Origin of the sequence: Zestomonas carbonaria, from assembly GCF_904061905.1 — a bacterium.
GTDB classification, from domain to species: Bacteria; Pseudomonadota; Gammaproteobacteria; order Pseudomonadales; family Pseudomonadaceae; genus Aquipseudomonas; species Aquipseudomonas carbonaria.
This window is the reverse complement of record NZ_CAJFCI010000031.1, coordinates 46,010-64,101: the sequence shown is the minus strand read 5'-3', so window position 1 is coordinate 64,101 and position 18,092 is coordinate 46,010. Positions and strand designations below refer to the sequence as shown.

Sequence of the window (18,092 nt, the reverse complement as noted above, 5' to 3'; positions counted from 1 at the left end):
AGTCCAACACCGTACTCCCCTCTCCCTTCGGGAGAGGGCTAGGGTGAGGGGCGGAGTTCCCCCGCCCCCCGCCACCCATCGGTGACAACGTTGAAGACAAGCATCTTCTGCTAATCCTTAAAGGATATCCGCCCTTTTTCTCCGGCCCACGCGGCCGGCATCCAAAACAAGAGAGGTCCCCGATGATCTACGCGCAACCCGGCACCCAAGGCGCCATCGTTTCCTTCAAGTCACGCTACGGCAACTACATCGGCGGCGAGTTCGTGGCGCCGGTGAAGGGCCAGTATTTCACCAACACCTCGCCGGTGAACGGCGAGCCTATCGCCGAATTCCCCCGCTCCACCGCCGAAGACATCGACCAGGCGCTGGACGCCGCCCATGCCGCCGCCGATGCCTGGGGCAAGACCTCGGCGCAGGAGCGTTCCAACATCCTGCTCAGGATCGCCGACCGCATCGAGCAGAACCTCGAAGTCCTCGCCGTCACCGAGACCTGGGACAACGGCAAGGCGGTGCGCGAAACCCTCAACGCCGACATCCCCCTGGCCGCCGACCACTTCCGCTACTTCGCCGGCTGCATCCGCGCCCAGGAAGGCGGCGCCGCCGAGATCGACAACGGCACCGTGGCCTATCACATCCACGAACCGCTCGGCGTGGTCGGGCAGATCATCCCGTGGAACTTCCCGCTGCTGATGGCCGCCTGGAAACTCGCCCCGGCGCTGGCCGCCGGCAACTGCGTGGTGCTCAAGCCGGCCGAGCAGACGCCGCTGGGCATCTGCGTGCTGATGGAGCTGATCGGCGACCTGCTGCCGCCTGGCGTGCTCAACGTGGTGCAGGGCTTCGGCAAGGAGGCCGGCGAAGCGCTGGCGACCAGCAAGCGCATCGCCAAGATCGCCTTCACCGGCTCGACCCCGGTCGGCTCGCACATCCTCAAGTGCGCCGCCGAGAACATCATCCCCTCGACCGTGGAGTTGGGAGGCAAGAGCCCGAACATCTACTTCGAGGACATCATGCAGGCCGAGCCAGCGTTCATCGAGAAGGCCGCCGAGGGCCTGGTACTCGGCTTCTTCAACCAGGGAGAGGTGTGCACCTGCCCGTCGCGCGCGCTGGTTCAAGAATCCATCTACCTGCCGTTCATGCGCGAAGTGCTGAAGAAGGTCGCGGCGATCAAGCGCGGCAACCCGCTGGACACCGACACCATGGTCGGCGCCCAGGCCTCCCAGCAGCAGTTCGACAAGATCCTCTCCTACCTGGAAATCGCCCGCCAGGAAGGCGCCGAATTCCTCACCGGCGGTGAAGTCGAGAAGCTCGAAGGCAGCCTGGCCGGCGGCTATTACATCCAGCCGACCCTGCTCAAGGGCCACAACAAGATGCGCGTGTTCCAGGAGGAAATCTTCGGCCCGGTGATCGGCGTCACCACCTTCAAGGACGAGGCGGAAGCCCTGGCCATCGCCAACGACACCGAATACGGCCTCGGCGCCGGCGTATGGACCCGCGACATCAACCGCGCCTGGCGCATGGGCCGCGGCATCAAGGCCGGCCGGGTGTGGACCAACTGCTACCACCTCTACCCGGCGCACGCGGCGTTCGGCGGCTACAAGAAGTCCGGCGTCGGCCGCGAGACCCACAAGATGATGCTCGACCATTACCAGCAGACCAAGAACCTGCTGGTGAGTTATGACATCAATCCGCTGGGGTTCTTCTAAAACGGCATTCCCCTCCCTCCGGGAGAGGGGTTAGCTCGTAGGGTGGATGTCGCTTTTCACACCCACCGCCCCTCTGGTGGAAAACGCTTCGCGGTTTTCCACCCTACGGACTCTCCCATTCATGGGAGAGCTTCGTAGGATGGGTGAAACCCATCGCCGCCGGCAATCGATGGGTTGCACCCATCCTACGTGTCGATGTACCCACCCGACCAAAGCCGCCTCCGCAATTCTCGACTAGATTCAGAGTCAGCCCCGCGACCAGCGCCCTGCGAAGCGCCGACGCGAAGGTCGTTTGCCGCACCGCTTTGCCAACCGACGAAGAGAACGGGCCCGGCCGCTCGCGGCTGCCGCCTGCGGAGGAGAAACGGATGAGCGCCCCCCTGACCCTGGCCGGCCTGCGCCACATGGCCGAGCAAGACAAGATCGACACCGTGCTCGCCTGCATGGTCGACATGCAGGGCCGGCTGATCGGCAAACGCTTCCAGGTCGAGTTCTTCCTCGACAGCGCCCACGAGGAAACCCACGGCTGCGACTACCTGCTGGCCGACGACATCGACATGGAACCGGTGCCCGGCTACGCCGCCGCCAGTTGGAAGAAGGGCTACGGCGACTTCGTGTTCAAGCCGGACCTCTCCACCCTGCGCGTGGTGCCCTGGCTGGAAGGCACCGCCATGGTCCTCTGCGACGTCCAGGACCACCACGGCCAAGACCTGCCGCACAGCCCGCGCGGCATCCTCAAGCGGCAGATCGACCGGCTGACCGAGCGCGGCTACCAGGGCCTGTTCGCCTCCGAGCTGGAGTTCTACCTGTTCGACGAGAGCTACGAGGCGATCCACCACCGCAACTACCAGAACCCCAGGACCGCCAACTACAACATCGAGGACTACAGCATCCTGCAGACCATCCGCGACGAGCCGGTGCTGCGCGCCATCCGCCGCAACCTGCAGGCCGCCGGCATCCCGGTGGAGAACTCCAAGGGCGAATGGGGCCCCGGCCAGGAAGAGATCAACGTGCGCTACGCCGACGCGCTGACCATGGCCGACCGCCACAGCATCATCAAGCACGCCTGCAAGGAGATCGCCCTGTTGCAGGGCAAGTCGGTCACCTTCATGGCCAAGTGGCGCTACGACCTGGCCGGCTCCAGTTGCCACATCCACAACTCGCTGAGCAGCCTGAAGAGCAACAAGCCGCTGTTCCACGACCCCAAGGCCGAGTACGGCATGTCCAGACTGATGCGCCAGTGGGTCGCCGGGCAGCTCAAGTACGCCCGCGACATCACCTATTTCCTGGCGCCCTACATCAACTCCTACAAGCGCTTCCAGGTCGGCACCTTCGCGCCGACCCGCGCGGTGTGGAGCCGCGACAACCGCACCGCCGGCTTCCGCCTGTGCGGTGAGAACAGCAAGGCGATCCGCATCGAATGCCGCATCGGCGGCGCCGACCTCAACCCCTATCTCGCCTACGCGGCGCTTATCGCCGCCGGACTGGCCGGCATCGACGAAGAGCTGGAGCTGGACAAGCCGTTCGAGGGCGACGCCTACCAGAACGCCCGCCTGCCCGAAGTGGCCAAGACCCTGCGCGACGGCGCCACCGCGCTGAAGAACTCGAAAATGCTCAAGCAGGCGTTCGGCAAGGAAGTGATCGACCACTACCTGCACACCGCCAACTGGGAACAACTGGAATACGACCGGCGCATCACCGACTGGGAACTGCGCCGGGGCTTCGAACGCTACTGAGCCAACCCGAGGAGGAGCGATGCCCCGCCCCCAACGCCCACACACCGCAGGGTGCGCCGTGCGCACCACCTGGAGCGTCGCACGCCCCCTGGGTGACCTCGCTGCTTCGTCCTCGTCATCCCCGCGAACGCGGGGACCCAATAAACAGCGTAGGCGCGTCGCACGGCCCCATCGGTGCGCACGGCGCACCCTACGAGGAGCAGCATGATGCTCCCTAGCCAACGCACCCCACGAGGAGGCACGCCATGACCCGCACCGTCCGCCTGATCTCCCCGGTCGACGGCAGCCTCTACGCCGAACGGCCGTACACCGCCGACGCCGCCATCGCCCAGGCGCTGGACGCCGCCGAACACGCCCAGCGCGACTGGCGCCGGAGACCGCTGGCAGAACGCGCGGCGTTCTGCACGGCAGCGGTCGATGCCATGCTGGCGATGGAGGCGGAGATCGTCCCCGAACTGGCCTGGCAGATGGGCCGCCCGGTGCGCTACGGCGCCGGCGAGCTGCGCGGCTTCGCCGAGCGCGCGCGGCACATGATCGACATCGCCCCGCAAGCGCTGGCACCCATCGAGCCCGAGCCCAGGGACGGCTTCCGCCGCTACATCCGCCGCGAACCGCTGGGCGTCGTGCTGGTCATCGCGCCGTGGAACTACCCCTACCTGACCGCGGTGAACTCGATCATCCCCGCGCTGATGGCCGGCAACGCCGTGCTGCTCAAGCACGCCAGCCAGACCCTGCTGGTCGGCGAACGCTTCGCCGAGGCGTTCCGCCGCGCCAACCTGCCGGACGGGCTATTCCACAACCTGGTCATCGATCACCGGCAGGCCGCCGATCTGATCGGCTCCGGCCGCGTGCAGCAGGTCAACTTCACCGGCTCGGTGGCCGGCGGATATGCCGTGCAGGCGGCCGCCGCCGGGCAGTTCATCGGCGTCGGCCTGGAGCTGGGCGGCAAGGACCCGGCCTACGTGCGCGCCGACGCCGACCTCGGCCACGCCGTGGAGAACCTGGTGGACGGCGCCTTCTTCAACTCCGGGCAGAGCTGCTGCGGCATCGAGCGCATCTACGTGGACCGGGCGATCTACCCGGACTTCATCGACGCCTTCGCCGCGCTGACCCGCCAGTACGCGCTGGGCAATCCCCTGGAGCAGGACACCACCCTCGGCCCGCTGGTCAGCACCGAGGCCGCCGAAGCGGTGCGCCAACAGATCGCCAGCGCCCAGTCGATGGGCGCGCGGGCGATGCTCGACGTGCGCGACTTCCCCGCCGACGCCCCCGGCAGCGCCTACCTGGCGCCGCAGGTGCTGGTCGACGTGGCGCACCGCATGGCGGTGATGCGCGAGGAAAGCTTCGGGCCGGTGGTCGGCATCATGCCGGTGGACGACGAAGGCGAAGCCATCGACCTGATGAACGACAGCCCCTACGGCCTCACCGCCTCGATCTGGACCCGCGACCTCGACGCCGCCGAACGCATCGGCGACGCCACCGCCACCGGTACATTGTTCATGAACCGCTGCGATTATCTGGACCCGGCCCTGGCCTGGACCGGCGTCAAGCACAGCGGACGCGGCGCCACCCTGTCGAAGGTCGGCTACGAGTGCCTGACCCGGCCGAAATCGTTCCACCTGCGTCATGGGCTCGATCCTGAACCATGAGGCCATCGCGGCCATGGGCCGCTCCTACGGACGGGCTCAACGCCGGTGCGAAGGGGCTGGGCGTCCCCCCCCGTAGCCCGGATGCAATCCGGGGAAGGAAACCGACAACGCCCATTCCCGGATCGCATCCGGGCTACTGAAGACGAGGTCATGCCATGCCCAAGACCGCCAACTGGAACTACCCCACCACGGTGCGCTTCGGTGTCGGGCGCATCGCCGAGCTGCCCGAACTGTGCCGCGCCCAGGGCATCCGGCGGCCGCTTCTGGTCACCGACCGTGGCCTGGCCGGCGTGCCGATGACCCACGCGGTGCTCGACTCGCTGCTCGCCGACAACCTCGGCGCCGCGCTGTTCAGCGACCTCAAGCCCAACCCGGTGGAAGCCAACCTCCAGGCCGGGCTGGCCGCCTACCGCGCCGGGCGCCACGATGGCGTGGTCGCCTTCGGCGGCGGCAGCGGGCTGGACATGGGCAAGCTGATTGCCTTCATGAGCGGACAATCGCGGCCGGTGTGGGACTTCGAAGACATCGGCGACTGGTGGACCCGCGCCGACCCGAACGGCATCGCCCCGGTGATCGCCGTGCCGACCACCGCCGGCACCGGCTCGGAAGTCGGGCGCGCCGGGGTGCTCACCGACGAACGCACGCACACCAAGCGGATCATCTTCCACCCGAAGATGATGCCGAAGGTGGTGATCAGCGACCCGGCGCTGACCGTCGGCATGCCGGCGAAGATCACCGCCGGCACCGGCATGGACGCCTTCGCCCACTGCCTGGAAGCCTACTGCGCGCCGGGCTTCCATCCGCTGGCCGACGGCATCGCCGTGGAAGGCATGCGCCTGGTGGCCGGCGCCCTGGAACGCGCGGTGAAGACCCCCGACGACCTCGACGCCCGCGCCGACATGCTGGCCGCCGCGGCCATGGGCGCCACCGCCTTCCAGAAGGGCCTGGGCGGCATGCACGCGCTGTCCCACCCGGTCGGCGCGCTGTACGACACCCACCACGGCATGACCAACGCGGTATTCATGCCCTATGTGCTCAGGTTCAACCGCAGCGCCATCGAGGAGCGCATCGTGCGCCTGGCCGCCTACCTGGGCCTGGCCAGGCCGGGTTTCGACGGCTTCCTCGACTTCGTGCAGGAGCTGCGCGCCGCCATCGGCGTGCCGAACACCCTGCCCGAGCTGGGCGTGGACGACGCCCAGGCCGGGCTGATCGCGCAGATGGCGGTGGTCGACCCCTCCGCCGGTGGCAACCCGCTCCCCCTGGACGAAACGGCAACCCGCGCCATCTTCGACGCCGCCTACCAGGGCAAGCTGTAGCGAACCCTGGATTGGTGGGCTTCAGCCCACCAAACAAACCCCACCCCACGCATAAAAAAAAGCGGCCCCACCAACCGGCGGGCCGCTCAAATTCACGGAGTTGCTTACATCGCGCGGCCACGATGACTTGTGGCCACGGGTATTGGATTACTTTTCCAGGATCGCGGTCACACCCTGGCCGCCCGCCGCGCAGATGGAGATCAGCCCGCGCCCCTTCTCCGCCGCCGCCAGCAGCTTGGCCAGGTTGGCGACGATGCGCCCGCCGGTTGCGGCGAACGGGTGGCCGGCGGCCAGGGAGCTGCCCTTGACGTTGAGCCTGGCGCGGTCGATGGAACCGAGCGGCGCCTCCAGGCCGAGGCGGGTCTTGCAGTAGTCGGCGTCCTCCCAGGCCTTGAGGGTGCACAGCACCTGGGCGGCGAAGGCCTCGTGGATCTCGTAGTAGTCGAAGTCCTGCAACGTCAGGCCATTGCGCGCCAGCAGGCGCGGTACCGCGTAGACCGGCGCCATCAGCAGCCCCTCCTTGCCCTGCACGAAATCCACCGCCGCCGCCTCGCCGTCCTTGAAATAGGCCAGGATCGGCAGGCCGCGCGCCTTCGCCCATTCCTCGCTGGCCAGCAGCACCAGCGAGGCGCCGTCGGTCAGCGGCGTCGAGTTGGCGGCGGTGAGGGTGCCGCGCGGCCCCTTCTCGAACACCGGCTTGAGGGTGGAAAGCTTCTCCAGGCTGATGTCGGCGCGCAGGTTCTGGTCGCGGGTCAGGCCGAGGAACGGCGTCATCAGGTCGTTCTGCCAACCCTCGGCGTAGGCGGCGGCCAGCTTGATATGGCTCTCGTAGGCCAACTGGTCCTGCTCGTCGCGGGGGATCGCCCAGGTCTGCGTCATCAGTTCGCAGTGCTCGCCCATCGACAGCCCGGTGCGCGGCTCGCCGTTCTTCGGGATGTGCGGCGCCAGGTGGCGCGGGCGGATCTTCAGCAGGCTCTTCAGCTTGTCGGCGGTGGCCTTGCCGCGATTGGCCTCCAGGAGAATCCGCCGCAGCCCTTCGTTGACGCCGATCGGCGCGTCCGAGGTGGTGTCGACGCCGCCGGCGATGGCGCTGTCGATCTGCCCGAGGGCGATCTTGTTGGCGGTCAGGATCACCGCCTCAAGCCCGGTGCCACAGGCCTGCTGGATGTCGTAGGCGGAGGTTTCCGGCGCCAGGCGCGAGCCGAGCACGCATTCGCGGGTCAGGTTGAAGTCGCGCGAATGCTTGAGCACCGCGCCGGCCACCACCTCGCCGATGCGCTCGCCGTGCAGGTTGTAGCGCTCCACCAGCCCCTCCAGGGCGGAGGTCAGCATCTCCTGGTTGCTCGCGGTGGCGTAGACGGTATTGGAGCGGGCGAAGGGGATGCGGTTGCCGCCGACGATGGCGACCCGGCGCGGTTGGGCCATGGATGACTCCTTGCAGAAAGGGGAATACTGGCGACAAGGCTAGCCTGCCCAAGAGTCCCTGCATTGGCCGACCCGCCACAAGCGGGGTCAACAGGGTCAATGCATGTGGCGATCCGCTGCGTAGAGTGGCCGATATCACGCTAGTCTTTCGCTGCCTACCGTCTGGAGCCCTTTCATGTCCGACCGCTACCTCTCCTTCGCCAACTCCAACGCCGGCCGCCGCCTGGTCGGCGCCCTCGGCCTGCCGGCCCCCGTGCGCCTGGAGCGCTGGCGCGCCGGACGCACCCGGCCGGTGGACGGCGCCCTGCTGATCGGCGGCGACGGCCCGCTGGCGGCGGCGGTCGCGGCGTTCCACAAGCGTCTCACCGACCGCACCTTCGCCGACGCGGACGAGCGCTTCGGCCTGCCGCGCTGGACCGCCGAGCACGGCCCGAAACTCAAGGCGCTGGTGTTCGACGCCAGCAACATCGCCTCGGCCGAACAGCTCGGCGCCCTGCGCGAGTTCTTCCAGCCGGCCCTCAAGGGCCTCGACACCTGCCCGCACGTGGTGATCCTCGGCCGCGCCCCGGAAAGCCTCAAGGACCCGTTCGCCGCCAGCGCCCAGCGCGCCCTGGAAGGCTTCAGCCGCTCGCTGGCCAAGGAAATCCGCCGGGGCGGCACGGTGCAGTTGCTGTACGTCGGCAAGGGCGCCGAGGAGCAGTTGGAAGGCGCGCTGCGCTTCTTCCTGTCGCCGAAGAGCGCCTACGTCTCCGGCCAGGTGCTGCGCCTGTCGGCCTGCGCGGCGAAGGTCGCCGACTGGACGCGGCCGCTGGCCGGCAAGAAGGCGCTGGTCACCGGAGCCAGCCGTGGCATCGGCGCGGCCATCGCGGAAACCCTGGCGCGCGACGGCGCCGAAGTGGTGCTGCTCGACGTGCCATCCGCCGCCACCGCGCTGGACGCCCTGGCCGCGCGCCTCGGCGGACGCGCCCTGGCCCTCGACATCTGCGCGGAGAATGCCGCCGCGCGGTTGGTCGAGGCGCTGCCGGACGGCCTCGACATCCTCGTCCACAACGCCGGCATCACCCGCGACAAGACCCTGGCGAAAATGAGCGACGCGCTCTGGGACTCGGTGATCGACGTCAACCTGCGCGCCCCGCAGGTGCTCACCAAGGCACTGCTCGACGCCGGCACCCTGCGCGACGACGGCCGCGTGGTGCTGCTCGCCTCGATCAGCGGCATCGCCGGCAACCTCGGGCAGAGCAACTACGCGGCCAGCAAGGCCGGCCTGATCGGCCTCGCCCAGGCCTGGGCGCCGGCGCTGGGCAAGCGCGGCATCGCCATCAACGCGGTGGCGCCGGGCTTCATCGAAACGCAGATGACCGCCGCCATCCCCTTCACCATCCGCGAAGCCGGCCGGCGCATGAACTCCATGGGCCAGGGCGGCCTGCCCCAGGACGTCGCCGAAACCGTCGCCTGGCTCTCCCAACCGACCTCCGGCGCGATCAGCGGCCAGGTGCTGCGCATCTGCGGGCAGAGTTTGTTGGGGGCGTAACGCCGAAGCCAGCCCCCTACCACGGACAGCCCCCTCTCCCTCCGGGAGAGGGCCGGAGCTTCGAACCCGCAAGATGCCACCCTGGCTCTTGTAGGGTGCGCCGCGCGCACCGATGAGGCGGCGACACCGGGGTTTCCGGCGAAGCACCGTGCCAAATCCCCGGTAAACGGTGCGCGCAGCACACCCTACAAGAGCGACTACGCCACCTCGGCCTGATACCCCTCTTCCCGGATCGCCTCCAGCACCGCCGCGTCGGCCAGCCCGCCTTCCACCCGGACCTCGCCAGCGCCCAGGTCCACCTGCACCCTGGCCTGCGGATCGCGGGCCTGCAACGCCTGGGTGATGGCCCGCACGCAATGTCCGCAACTCATGCCCTGCACTTTGAAGATACGCATGTCCAAGCTCTCCTGTTGATTGCACTGGCGACAGCATCCACCTTGCCACCGTGGCAAGGTCAAGCCCCCGGACTTGCCGCCTCGCGGCAAGTCGCCCACCATGCCGGTATCCGCTCCGGGGAGAGTTGCCATGCGCCGACCGATCCTGTCCTTCCTGCTGCTCCTGCCCCTGGTCGCCCAGGCCGCGCCGTACGGCGCCTCGACAGCCCCGGCGCAAGGCTACGGCGTGCTGATCGTCTCCCGCGAGCGCCTGGAAGTGGCCAGCCCCTGCGACATCGGCCTGTACCTGCACGACCAGTTGGCCGCACGCCTGTACCAGGGCCAGTCGGTGGCCTTCAACCTGCCGCCCGGCGACGTGCCGCTGCGTCTCGCCCTGATCGGCCCCGGCAACTGCGCGCCGGGAATCGTCCAGGCGGACAACCAGCCGGTCCGCCTCCAGGCCGGCCAGGTGCGCAAGTTCCGCATTGCCCTGGACGACAAGGGCTTCCAACTGATTCCCGCGCCGCTCGATCGCTGAGCCCCGGCCCGTAGCCCGGATGCAATCCGGGACAGCCGGCGACCTCGCCCCTACCCTGATCCAGATCAGTGCTTGACCTTGCCCCCGTGGCAAGGTTGATCCTGTGCTCGACGCACAGGAGGAAGCCGTCATGACCGATTCAACCACTCTCGATCTGCCAATCAGCGGGATGACCTGCGCCAGTTGCGCCGGGCGCGTCGAGCGGGCGCTGGGCAAGGTTCCCGGCGTGCGCAGCGCCAACGTCAACCTGGCCAGCGAGCGCGCCCGCCTGGAAGTCGCCGGAGCGCCGCTGGAAAGCCTGATCCAGGCGGTCCGGGAGGCCGGCTACCAGGTGCCCAGCCACAGCCTGGAACTGGCCATCGACGGCATGACCTGCGCCAGTTGCGTCGGCCGCGTCGAGCGCGCCCTGGCCAAGGTGCCCGGGGTCGGCACGGTGACCGTCAACCTGGCCAGCGAACGCGCCCACCTGCAATTGCTGGAATCGGTCGAACCCGCCGCGCTGCTGCAAGCGGTGCAGGACGCCGGCTACCAGGCGCGCCTGCTCGACGAACGGCAACCGGAGGCCGATCCGGCCGAACGGCGCCTGGCCCGCGAACGCTGGGCGACCCTGCTGGCGCTGGCCCTGGCCACGCCGCTGGTGGTGCCGATGGTCGCCGAGTGGTTCGGCCTGCACTGGATGCTGCCGGCCTGGGTACAGTTCGCCCTGGCCACCCCGGTGCAGTTCATCCTCGGCGCGCGCTTCTACAGCGCCGCCTGGAAGGCGCTACGCGCGCGCACCGGCAACATGGACCTGCTGGTCGCCCTGGGCACCAGCGCCGCCTACGGCCTGAGCCTCTACCAGTGGTGGCAGGCGCCGGCCGGGGCCATGCCGCACCTGTACTTCGAAACGGCGGCGGTGGTGATCGCCCTGATCCTGCTCGGCAAATACCTGGAAAGCCGCGCCAAGCGGCAGACCACCAGCGCCATCCGCGCCCTCGAAGCACTGCGCCCCGAGCGCGCCACGCGGGTGCGGGACGGTGTGGAGGAAAACGTGGCCATCGCCGACCTGCGCCTCGGCGACCTGGTGGCGGTGAAGCCCGGCGAACGCTTTCCGGTCGATGGAGAAGTGCTGGAAGGCCAGAGCCACGCCGACGAGGCGCTGATCAGCGGCGAAAGCCTGCCGGTGCCCAAGCAGCCCGGCGCCCAGGTCACCGCCGGGGCGATCAACGGTGAGGGCCGCCTGCTGGTGCGCACCAACGCGCTCGGCGGGGAAACCATGCTGGCGCGGATCATCCGCCTGGTGGAGGACGCCCAGGCCGCCAAGGCGCCGATCCAGAAGCTGGTCGACAAGGTCAGCGCGGTGTTCGTGCCGGTGGTGGTGATCATCGCCCTGCTCACCCTGCTCGCCTGGCTGGGCCTCGGCGCCGGGCTGGAGACCGCGCTGCTCAACGCCGTGGCGGTGCTGGTGATCGCCTGCCCATGCGCCCTCGGCCTGGCCACGCCGACCGCGATCATGGCCGGCACCGGCGCGGCGGCGCGCCACGGCATCCTGATCAAGGACGCCGAAGCCCTGGAGATCGCCCACGCGGTGACCTCGGTGGCCTTCGACAAGACCGGCACGCTGACCTCCGGCTCGCCGCGCATCGCCCACCTGCGCACGGTGGACGGCGGCGAGGACGACCTGCTGCGGCTCGCCGGCGCCCTGCAACGCGGCAGCGAACACCCGCTGGCCAAGGCGGTACTGGAAGCGAGCAGCGAGCGCGGCCTGAATCTTCCGGAAGTAAGCGACAGCCAGGCGCTGGCCGGACGCGGCATCGCCGGCCACCTGGACGGTCGCCGGCTGGCCCTCGGCAACCGCCGCCTGCTGGAGGAAAGCGGCCTGCAAGCCGGCGACCTGGCCGCCGACGCCCGCGACTGGGAAGCCGAGGGGCGTACCCTGTCCTGGCTGATCGAGCAGGCGCCGAATCCCCACGTGCTCGGCCTGTTCGCCTTCGGCGACACGCTCAAGCCGGGCTCCGCCGAGGCGGTCGAACGCCTGCACGCGCGCGGCATCCGCACCCACCTGATCAGCGGCGACAACCACGGCAGCGCCAACGCGGTGGCCAAGGTGCTGGGCATCGACGACGTGCACGCCGAGGTGCTGCCGGCGGACAAGGCGGCCGAGGTCGCCGCGCTCAAGGCCGACGGCGGCGTGGTGGCGATGGTCGGCGACGGCATCAACGACGCCCCGGCGCTGGCCGCCGCGGACGTCGGCATCGCCATGGGCGGCGGCACCGACGTGGCCATGCACGCCGCCGGCATCACCCTGATGCGCGGCGACCCGCGCCTGGTGCCGGCGGCCCTGGACATCAGCCGGCGCACCTACGCGAAGATCCGCCAGAACCTGTTCTGGGCCTTCATCTACAACCTGATCGGCATCCCGCTGGCCGCCTTCGGCCTGCTCGACCCGATCTTCGCCGGCGCGGCGATGGCCTTCTCCAGCGTCAGCGTGGTGAGCAACGCGCTGCTGCTCAAGCGGTGGAGGCCGTAGCCTGGATGCGGGGCGCGCAGCCAGGGTTAGGGAGAGGGGCGGACTGGCATCCGGCGACGAGTCGACCCACCACCCTCTCCCCCGGACCCTCCTCCCAGCCAACCCTCGGCATGAACACAAGCATCCGGGAACGACATCCGGACATTCCCCGGATTGCATCCGGGCTACGCCTTCGCGGGGATGACGGTCACCCCACCATTCCGTCGCTCCCTCGAACGCGGGAGTCCAGATAAAGTCGTCCATGGACCGGACCGGAGAAACGCCCATGAACATCGGCCAAGCCGCCAAGGCCAGCGGCCTCACCGCCAAGATGATCCGCTACTACGAATCCATCGGCCTGCTGCCCAGCGCCGGCCGCAGCGAGAGCGGCTACCGGCAGTTCAGCGCCCAGGACCTGCACACCCTGGCGTTCATCAAGCGCTCCCGCGACCTGGGCTTCTCCCTGGAGGAAGTCGGCAAGCTGCTGCAACTCTGGCAGGACCGCCAGCGCGCCAGCGCCGACGTCAAGGCGCTGGCCATCGAGCACATCGCCGAACTGAACCGCAAGATCGCCGAGCTGGCCGGCCTGCGCGACACCCTTCAGGAGCTGGTCGCGCACTGCCAGGGCGACCACCGGCCGGACTGCCCGATCCTCAAGGACCTGGAGTCCGGCAACTGCTGCCATGGCGCGTCCGTCGCGAAAGAGCGCAAATAGTAATATTTCTTATTTACGCCTCGTTGACGAATATTTAAGCTTGCCGGCGCCGACCAGCACCGGTCGGTTTGCCAGAGCAGCCCAACCGTGTCGATCGCCTTCGCTACCCCGTCCCGTCGAATCGTCTCCACGCTCCACCATGGAGCCGCCGCATGAACTGGCAGGGCATCGACCTGCGCTGGGCCTACGGTGACCTGCTGCTCAGCCTCAGCCGCCGCACCCGCTGCGTGCAGCGCGCCTACGACGTATTGCACGACGCCCTGCTGCGTTTCGCCCTGGCCCAGCACCAGCAGCCGCTGGCCCAGCCCAACGCCTACCTGCGGCGGGTCGCCCATTCGGTGCTGATCGACCACTTCCGCCGCGACGCGCGCTTCCAGCCGCTGCCCGAGCACCACGAGGAAGGCGTCGACGGCCTTGTCGAAGACCACGCCGCCCCCTCCGCCGAGCACCTGCTGGACATCCAGCAGCGCCTGGTCGCCCTGCAACGCATCCTCGACTGCCTGCCGCCGCGCTGCCGCGAGGTGTTCTGGCTGGCGCGCATCGAAGGTTGCGCGCAGAGCGAGATCGCCCAGCAACTGGGCATCAGCCTGAACATGGTCGAGCGCCACATGACCCGCGCCCTGCTCGACCTGCGCAACGCCCGCGAGCTGCTGTGCCCATGAGCGGCCCCCGCGAGCAGGCCGCGCGGTGGTTCGCGCGGATGCAGAACGCCGACGCCGACCACCCGCAACGCGCGGAATTCGAAGCCTGGCTGGCCGCCGATCCACACCACGCCGCCGAGTACCGGGCGTTCGCCGAGCTGTGGGGCGACTTCTCCTCCACCCGCCGCACCGAGGCGCTGGCCCAGGCCATGGAGCGCAGCCGCCACCAGCAGCGCCGCCGGGTTCTGCAGGGCGGCGTGCTGGCCGTGCTGCTGGCGGTGACCGGCGCCTTCGGCTGGCACGCCTGGCGCCAGTCGCCGCTGGAAATGGACCTGCACACCGGGATCGGCGAGCAGCAGCAGGAGCGCCTGCGCGACGGCAGCCACCTGCACCTCAACGCCGACACCCGCCTGCATGTGCACTACGACGCCGCCCTGCGCCAGGTCGAGCTACTGCGCGGCGAGGCGATCTTCGCGGTGGCGCGCAACCCGCAGCGCCCCTTCATCATCGATGGCGGCCTGGCGCGGGTCCGCGTGCTGGGCACCCTCTTCGTGGTCAATCGCCTGCCGGATCGGCTGCAAGTCAGCGTCGATCATGGTCTAGTGCAGGTGGACAACCTCGCCAGGCCCGGCGAAAGCCTGCGCCTGGAGGCCGGCCAGGTCGCCGAGGTGGACGCCGACGGCCATCTGCGCCGCCTGTCCCGCGCGGCCAGCGACGCCTTCGCCTTCCAGCGCGGCAGCCTGGTGTTCGACCAGGCCGACCTGGCGGAAATCGCCGCCAGCCTGTCGCGCCACCGGCAGCAGCCGGTCCGGGCCGCCACTGGCGCCGAAGGCCCGCGGATCAGCGCCGTGGTGCAGCTCGCCGATGTCGAGGGCTTCCTCCAGGCCCTGCCGGCCATCGCGCCCGTGCGCCTGCATGACGAGTCCGGAACGACGGTCCTGCAAGCGCGCTGATGACCTTGGTGGAGGCAACCGTCTTCGGGCTGCCGCCCCACGACCGTTCGTCGGAACCGCGAACAATTCGCAAACACGACATCAGGGAGAGCCCGCTCCGCCACGTCAGGGATGCATCTGCCCAACCTCCAAGAAGGATGCTCTCCATGCCGATGCAACCGACCCTGCGCGCCCTGGCGGCCGCCGTGGCCCTCAGCCTGGCCGGCCATGCCCTGGCAGCGCCGCTCGCCATCGACCTGCCGGCCCAACCGCTGGCCGCCTCGCTGCGCCAGCTCGGCGAAGCCGCCGGCCTGACCATCGCCGTCGACAGCAGCCTGGTCCAGGGCCTCCAGGCCCCGGCGGTCAGTGGCCGGCTGGAGCCGCTGGAAGCCCTCTCCCGGTTGCTCTCCGGCAGCGGCCTGAGCTACCAGCAGAGCGGCAACACGCTGGTCATCAGCCGCCCGTCCGGCGATACCATGGAGCTCGGCGTCACCAGCATCAACGGCGTCGCCCCCGGCGCCGTCACCGAAGGCACCGGCTCCTACACCAGCGGCTCGACCAGCACGGCGACCAAGCTGCCGCTGTCGATCCGCGAGACCCCGCAGTCGATCAGCGTGATGACCCGCCAGCGCATGGACGACCAGGGCCTCACCCAGTTGCTGGACGTGGCCAGGCAGACGCCCGGCCTGAGCATCAACCAGAGCGGCAACGCCGGCTCGGACTCCAGCTCGATCTACTCGCGCGGCTTCGCCGTGGAGAACTACCAGGTCGATGGCGAACAGCGCCTCGACAGCAACTACAACTCCATCTTCCAGACCAGCGACATGGTCATCTACGACCGTGTCGAGATCCTCCGGGGCGCCACCGGCCTGCTGAATGGCATCGGCACGCCGGGTGCCACCATCAACCTGATCCGCAAGCGCCCCACCGCCGACCTGCGCAGCAGCGTCATGTTCCAGGGCGGCTCCTGGGATCACTATCGCGGCGAGCTGGACGTCGGCGGGCCGCTCAACGACGAAGGCACCCTGCGCGCCCGGGTGGTCGGCGCCTACCAGGAGAACGACTCCTACATCGACCGCCTGCACGAGCGCAAACAGGTGCTCTACGGCATCGTCGAGGCCGACCTGGGCGCCGATACCCTGCTGACCGTCGGCATGGACGCCCAGTACCACGACGCCGACGACCATGCCCGCAGCGGCCGGCCGCTGTTCAACCAGGACGGCTCGCTGGCCGACTGGTCGCGCTCGGACTCCGCGGCAGCGGCCTGGGCCTACTCCGAGCGGCATTTCGTCTCCGCCTTCGCCAGCCTGGAACAGCGCCTGAACGACGACTGGTCGGCCAAGCTGAGCCTCAGCCAGGGCCGCTTCGAATACGACGAAGTGATCGGCTACGCCGCCGGCGGCGCCCCCGACCCGGCCACCGGCGCCGGGGTCAGCCTGTGGGCCGGGCGCTGGGAAGCCAAGCCGGTGCAGACCGGCCTCGACCTCAGCACCACCGGCGCCTTCGACCTGTTCGGCCAGCGCCACGACGCGGTGATCGGCTACTCGCGCCAGCACACCCAGTACCGCACCACCGGCTACAACCTGTGGTGGCACGACGACTGGGACTCCAGCGTGCCGAACATCTACACCTGGAACGGCAAGGACCCCGCCAGGCCGGACATCAAGGCCGTCAGCCGCCTCGACTTCGACGAGGAGCAAAGCGGCGCCTACGCCAGCACCCGGCTGCGCGCCACCGACGACCTGTCGCTGATCCTCGGCGGCCGGGTCAGCGACTGGGAAAACACCAGGAAGAACGACAACTTCGACCCCAGCCTCGAAGACACCGTCGACAAGCGCAGTGAATCCGGGGTGTTCACCCCCTACGCCGGGGTGGTCTACGACATCGACGAGCACTGGTCGGTCTACGCCAGCTACACCACCATCTTCAAGCCGCAGAGCGCGCAGACGGTGACCGGCAGCTACCTCGACCCGCTGGAAGGCAAGGGCTACGAAGTGGGCGGCAAGGCGGCCTTCTTCGACGACCAGTTGAACCTCGGCCTGGCCCTCTACCAGATCGAGCAGGACAATCTGGCGGTGTCCATCCCGGGCGAGTTCGCCCCCGACGGCAGCCAGGCCTACCGCGCCGAATCCGGCACCAAGACCCGTGGCTTCGAACTGGAACTGTCCGGCGAACTGGCGCCCGGCTGGCAGGCGATGGCCAGCTTCAGCCGCAACCTGGTGCAGGACGCCGACGGCAACAAGCTCAACACCGACATCCCGCAGAACACCTTCAAGCTGTTCACCACCTACGAGCTGCGCGGCATCGGCAACGGCCTGACCGTCGGCGGCGGGGTCAACTGGCAGAGCGAGATCTACAGCAACGACATGGGCCCGAACCGCGTGCGCTTCACCCAGGACGACTACGCGGTGGTCGACCTGATGGCCCGCTACCCGATCACCCACCAGCTCAGCGCCACCCTCAACCTCAACAACCTGCTCGACGAGGAGTACTACACCAGCACCTCGTCCAGCTACCAGGGAGCACCGCGCAACGCCACACTCGGGTTGAAGTACGACTTCTGAGCCCGGCATATCGCGGCCATGGGCCGCTCCTACGGACGGGCCGGTGCACCGCACAGTCCCCAGCAACACAAGGGCCCAACCCGTGGGAGCGCGCCATGCTCGCGATCCACGGGCATCGCCCGTGGCAACCCGCATCGAACCACGCCGCCGCCGGCAGCATATCGAGGCCATGGGCTGCTCCTACGGGCAGGCCGATGCACCGCACAGCCCCCAGCAACACAAGGGCCCACCCCGTAGGAGCGCGCCATGCGCGCGATCCACGGGCATCGCCCGTCGCAACCTACATCGAGCCACGCCGCCGCCGGCAGCATATCGCGGCCATGGGCCGCTCCTACGGACAGGCCGGTGCACCGCACAGCCCCCAGCAACACAAGGGCCCACCCCGTAGGAGCGCGCCATGCGCGCGATCCACGGGCATCGCCCGTCGCACCCCGCATCGAACCACGCCGCCGCCGGCAGCATATCGCGGCCATGGGCCGC

The 18,092-nt window shown here is 69.1% G+C and carries 13 protein-coding genes; 11 read left to right on the top strand and 2 right to left on the bottom strand.

Annotated elements, in window-relative coordinates:
- The first annotated feature begins 182 nt into the window (after nucleotides 1-182).
- The 4 genes from exaC (at nucleotide 183) to PSEWESI4_RS07710 (ending at nucleotide 6,404) form a co-directional block, all read left to right on the top strand.
- The gene (gene exaC, locus PSEWESI4_RS07725) at nucleotides 183-1,703 is read left to right on the top strand and encodes an acetaldehyde dehydrogenase ExaC (RefSeq protein WP_187670610.1); all 1,521 of its coding nucleotides are present in this window, start codon (nucleotides 183-185) and stop codon (nucleotides 1,701-1,703) included.
- Between the two features lie 368 nt (nucleotides 1,704-2,071).
- Nucleotides 2,072-3,439: a glutamine synthetase family protein gene (locus PSEWESI4_RS07720; RefSeq protein ID WP_187670609.1), complete on the top strand. Its 1,368-nt coding sequence runs from the start codon at nucleotides 2,072-2,074 to the stop codon at nucleotides 3,437-3,439.
- A 245-nt stretch (nucleotides 3,440-3,684) separates the two neighbouring features.
- The gene (locus tag PSEWESI4_RS07715; protein WP_187670608.1) at nucleotides 3,685-5,088 is read left to right on the top strand and encodes an aldehyde dehydrogenase family protein; all 1,404 of its coding nucleotides are present in this window, start codon (nucleotides 3,685-3,687) and stop codon (nucleotides 5,086-5,088) included.
- Between the two features lie 155 nt (nucleotides 5,089-5,243).
- Nucleotides 5,244-6,404, top strand: a complete 1,161-nt coding sequence (locus PSEWESI4_RS07710; protein WP_187670607.1) for an iron-containing alcohol dehydrogenase — start codon at nucleotides 5,244-5,246, stop codon at nucleotides 6,402-6,404.
- A gap of 147 nt (nucleotides 6,405-6,551) precedes the next feature.
- On the opposite strand, the gene PSEWESI4_RS07705 is transcribed toward PSEWESI4_RS07710, so the two are convergent.
- Complete coding sequence (locus PSEWESI4_RS07705) at nucleotides 6,552-7,829, bottom strand: acetyl-CoA C-acetyltransferase (RefSeq protein ID WP_187670606.1); 1,278 nt, start codon at nucleotides 7,827-7,829, stop codon at nucleotides 6,552-6,554.
- Nucleotides 7,830-8,004: 175 nt separating this feature from the next.
- Between PSEWESI4_RS07705 and PSEWESI4_RS07700 the strand changes: the two genes are divergently transcribed.
- Nucleotides 8,005-9,360, top strand: coding sequence for a 3-oxoacyl-ACP reductase (locus PSEWESI4_RS07700; RefSeq protein ID WP_187670605.1), 1,356 nt, complete (start codon nucleotides 8,005-8,007; stop codon nucleotides 9,358-9,360).
- A 197-nt stretch (nucleotides 9,361-9,557) separates the two neighbouring features.
- On the opposite strand, the gene PSEWESI4_RS07695 is transcribed toward PSEWESI4_RS07700, so the two are convergent.
- Nucleotides 9,558-9,755: a heavy-metal-associated domain-containing protein gene (locus PSEWESI4_RS07695; protein WP_187670604.1), complete on the bottom strand. Its 198-nt coding sequence runs from the start codon at nucleotides 9,753-9,755 to the stop codon at nucleotides 9,558-9,560.
- A gap of 130 nt (nucleotides 9,756-9,885) precedes the next feature.
- Here PSEWESI4_RS07695 and PSEWESI4_RS07690 point away from each other — a divergent pair, with 130 nt between their 5' ends.
- From PSEWESI4_RS07690 to PSEWESI4_RS07665, 6 genes are all read left to right on the top strand, one after another.
- Nucleotides 9,886-10,272, top strand: a complete 387-nt coding sequence (locus PSEWESI4_RS07690) for a hypothetical protein (RefSeq protein WP_187670603.1) — start codon at nucleotides 9,886-9,888, stop codon at nucleotides 10,270-10,272.
- Nucleotides 10,273-10,402: 130 nt separating this feature from the next.
- Nucleotides 10,403-12,781 carry a heavy metal translocating P-type ATPase gene (locus PSEWESI4_RS07685; protein ID WP_187670602.1) on the top strand — a complete coding sequence of 793 codons (2,379 nt, stop codon included), beginning with the start codon at nucleotides 10,403-10,405 and terminating at the stop codon, nucleotides 12,779-12,781.
- Nucleotides 12,782-13,046: 265 nt separating this feature from the next.
- Nucleotides 13,047-13,475: a Cu(I)-responsive transcriptional regulator gene (gene cueR, locus PSEWESI4_RS07680; RefSeq protein WP_187670601.1), complete on the top strand. Its 429-nt coding sequence runs from the start codon at nucleotides 13,047-13,049 to the stop codon at nucleotides 13,473-13,475.
- A gap of 152 nt (nucleotides 13,476-13,627) precedes the next feature.
- Nucleotides 13,628-14,137, top strand: a complete 510-nt coding sequence (locus PSEWESI4_RS07675; protein ID WP_187670600.1) for an RNA polymerase sigma factor — start codon at nucleotides 13,628-13,630, stop codon at nucleotides 14,135-14,137.
- A complete protein-coding gene (locus PSEWESI4_RS07670; RefSeq protein ID WP_187670599.1) occupies nucleotides 14,134-15,069 on the top strand; it encodes a FecR family protein in 936 nt (311 codons plus the stop codon). The genes PSEWESI4_RS07675 and PSEWESI4_RS07670 overlap by 4 nt, the downstream gene beginning before the upstream one ends.
- A 146-nt stretch (nucleotides 15,070-15,215) precedes the next feature.
- On the top strand, nucleotides 15,216-17,612 hold the full coding sequence (locus tag PSEWESI4_RS07665) for a TonB-dependent siderophore receptor (RefSeq protein WP_235978896.1): 2,397 nt from the start codon (nucleotides 15,216-15,218) through the stop codon (nucleotides 17,610-17,612).
- The last annotated feature ends 480 nt before the right edge of the window (nucleotides 17,613-18,092 follow it).

What these genes read in the sequence shown, in the direction of transcription:
- PSEWESI4_RS07675 (WP_187670600.1), top strand. Translation starts at nt 13,628, where the DNA reads ATGAACTGGCAGGGCATCGACCTGCGCTGGGCCTACGGTGACCTGCTG.
- PSEWESI4_RS07705 (WP_187670606.1), bottom strand. Translation starts at nt 7,829, where the DNA reads ATGGCCCAACCGCGCCGGGTCGCCATCGTCGGCGGCAACCGCATCCCC.
- PSEWESI4_RS07710 (WP_187670607.1), top strand. Translation starts at nt 5,244, where the DNA reads ATGCCCAAGACCGCCAACTGGAACTACCCCACCACGGTGCGCTTCGGT.
- PSEWESI4_RS07665 (WP_235978896.1), top strand. Translation starts at nt 15,216, where the DNA reads ATGCCGATGCAACCGACCCTGCGCGCCCTGGCGGCCGCCGTGGCCCTC.
- PSEWESI4_RS07670 (WP_187670599.1), top strand. Translation starts at nt 14,134, where the DNA reads ATGAGCGGCCCCCGCGAGCAGGCCGCGCGGTGGTTCGCGCGGATGCAG.
- PSEWESI4_RS07700 (WP_187670605.1), top strand. Translation starts at nt 8,005, where the DNA reads ATGTCCGACCGCTACCTCTCCTTCGCCAACTCCAACGCCGGCCGCCGC.
- PSEWESI4_RS07685 (WP_187670602.1), top strand. Translation starts at nt 10,403, where the DNA reads ATGACCGATTCAACCACTCTCGATCTGCCAATCAGCGGGATGACCTGC.
- exaC (WP_187670610.1), top strand. Translation starts at nt 183, where the DNA reads ATGATCTACGCGCAACCCGGCACCCAAGGCGCCATCGTTTCCTTCAAG.
- PSEWESI4_RS07720 (WP_187670609.1), top strand. Translation starts at nt 2,072, where the DNA reads ATGAGCGCCCCCCTGACCCTGGCCGGCCTGCGCCACATGGCCGAGCAA.
- PSEWESI4_RS07715 (WP_187670608.1), top strand. Translation starts at nt 3,685, where the DNA reads ATGACCCGCACCGTCCGCCTGATCTCCCCGGTCGACGGCAGCCTCTAC.
- PSEWESI4_RS07690 (WP_187670603.1), top strand. Translation starts at nt 9,886, where the DNA reads ATGCGCCGACCGATCCTGTCCTTCCTGCTGCTCCTGCCCCTGGTCGCC.
- cueR (WP_187670601.1), top strand. Translation starts at nt 13,047, where the DNA reads ATGAACATCGGCCAAGCCGCCAAGGCCAGCGGCCTCACCGCCAAGATG.
- PSEWESI4_RS07695 (WP_187670604.1), bottom strand. Translation starts at nt 9,755, where the DNA reads ATGCGTATCTTCAAAGTGCAGGGCATGAGTTGCGGACATTGCGTGCGG.